Annotated in this window: 4 protein-coding genes; 3 read left to right on the plus strand and 1 reads right to left on the minus strand. The window is 70.1% G+C overall.

Annotation, left to right across the window (positions count from 1 at the left end; translation table 11 throughout):
• On the minus strand, positions 1 to 290 hold a 290-nt coding region (locus tag ACZ5CR_RS44185), incomplete at its 3' end, for an NADPH-dependent F420 reductase (RefSeq protein ID WP_468869025.1).
• Between the two features lie 74 nt (positions 291 to 364).
• Here ACZ5CR_RS44185 and ACZ5CR_RS44190 point away from each other — a divergent pair.
• The 3 genes from ACZ5CR_RS44190 to ACZ5CR_RS44200 all read left to right on the plus strand — a co-directional run.
• Complete coding sequence (locus ACZ5CR_RS44190) at positions 365 to 721, plus strand: winged helix-turn-helix transcriptional regulator (RefSeq protein WP_468869027.1); 357 nt, start codon at positions 365 to 367, stop codon at positions 719 to 721.
• A 35-nt stretch (positions 722 to 756) separates the two neighbouring features.
• Complete coding sequence (locus tag ACZ5CR_RS44195; protein ID WP_468869031.1) at positions 757 to 1,542, plus strand: DeoR/GlpR family DNA-binding transcription regulator; 786 nt, start codon at positions 757 to 759, stop codon at positions 1,540 to 1,542.
• Between the two features lie 28 nt (positions 1,543 to 1,570).
• Positions 1,571 to 1,885: DUF4406 domain-containing protein (locus tag ACZ5CR_RS44200; protein ID WP_468869033.1), on the plus strand; the 315-nt coding region annotated here is incomplete at its 3' end.

The following is a 1,885-nucleotide window of genomic DNA, read 5'->3' on the forward strand; positions in this document are numbered from 1 at the left end:
GGCCCCACCGGGTTCGAACAGTCGAGCAACACCTTGCCCTCCAGGCCCGCGTGCAGTTCCCGTGCCACGTCTGCTCCCGCCCCGACGGGCAGCGCGGCCAACACCACCTCCTGACCGGCCTCGGCCGCCGAGCGCAGAGTGGCAGGCTTCGCGCCGCCTCCGATGCGCGCCGCGAGCCGCTCCGCTCTGTGCGTGTCCCGTCCCCCGATGGTCACCTCGTGCCCGGCCCGTACCCAGTGGGTGGCGAGCGCGTCGGCCATGTTGCCCGTCCCCAGTACGCCGATTCTCATCATGTGCTCCCTCTCCGTGCATGCTTGGACCGTTCACACCGACGCTAGAAGGCCGCTCGGGCACCATTTGGTACGTGACAACTGACTTCTTCCTCGCCGACTGCCGCGCCCGCCTCGCCTTCGACCTGTTCTCCAACACCTGGAATTCCGTGGTGCTCTGGGCGCTGCGCGACGGCCCCAGGCGGCCGGTCGAACTACGGGAGCGGATCGGAGGCATCAGCTCCAAAGTCCTCACCGAGACTCTGCGGCGGCTGCAGTTCAGCGGACTGGTCGAGCGGCAGACGCACCCGGACGCGCCATCACGGGTCGAGTATCAACTCACCGCTCTGGGCCGGACCTTGCTTGCGCCCATCGACGCCGTCGGCGCGTGGGCCTTCGAGTACGGCGATGAGGTCATGGCCGCCCAGGAAGCAGCATCTCTCACACACTGATGTTCAAACGAACACTGCTGTGTTAGAAATGTGTCATGGGTGTCGCCAACCGTCTGGACCTGACCCTGCGATTGGTGCAGGGCTCCGACCGGGTTTCCGTGTCGGAGCTCTCCCATCGCCTGGGGGTCTCCGAAATGACCGTCCGCAGGGATCTGGACGCGCTGGAGCGTCAGGGACTCGTGCGCCGAGTGCACGGTGGCGCCGTCGCCACGCGGTCGCGCCAGGAAGAGGCGGGATTCTCCGCACGGGAGCCGTGGCAGGCGGCGACCAAGGACCGGCTCGGTGAGGCCGTGGCCGCGATGGTGGAGCCCGGATCGCGCGTGCTCCTTGACGCGGGCACCACGACCGTGCACGTCGCGGAGCATCTTGCCGAACGGGCCCCTCTGACAGTGGCCGTTCTCAGCCTGCAGGCCGCGGTCTGCCTGGCGGACCGGCCCGGGATCGATCTGCTGGTCGTCGGGGGGCGGTCCCGTCCCGGCGAGCGTTCCCTGGTCGGCCCGCTGGCCCTGCGCACCCTTGAGGCCCTGGCCTTCGACTGCTTCGTACTGTCCATCGGCGGAGTGCACGCCGAGTACGGATGGTCCGAGTTCTCGCTGGACGACGCGGCCGTCCAACAAGCCGCCCTGGCGGGAGCCGACCGGACGATCGCCGTGGCGGACGCGACCAAGCTCGGGGTGCGCGCGTTCAGCCAAGTCGCCGCCGTGGGCGCGGTGGACGCCTTCGTCACCGACACCGCCGCCGAGGACCCCTCCACCCATCCCAACGGTCCCCTGACCCTGGCAGCCCTGCGCGACGCGGGCGTCCACACCGTCCTGGCCTGAACCACGTACACCACAAGGAGCACCCGTCATGACCGCTGCCCCGGACCCCTTGATGATCCTGGTCGCCGGACCCTACCGCTCGGGGACCGGGGACGACCCGGCCAAGCTCGAGGCCAACGTACGGGCGATGGACCGCGCCGCACTCGCGCTCTTCCGCGCCGGCCATCTGGCGGTCACCGGTGAGGCCCTTGCCCTGCCCCTGCTCGAGGCCGCGGGGAGCACCGGCCCGGGCGACGCCGTCTTCGACGAGATCTTCCATCCCCTGGCCGAACGGCTGCTGGCACGCTGCGACGCGGTCCTGCGCATCGGCGGCCCCTCCGAGGGCGCGGACCGGATGACAGCG

This window comes from Streptomyces sp. NPDC031274 (genome assembly GCF_055570235.1).

What these genes read in the sequence shown, in the direction of transcription:
- ACZ5CR_RS44195 (WP_468869031.1), top strand. Translation starts at nt 757, where the DNA reads ATGGGTGTCGCCAACCGTCTGGACCTGACCCTGCGATTGGTGCAGGGC.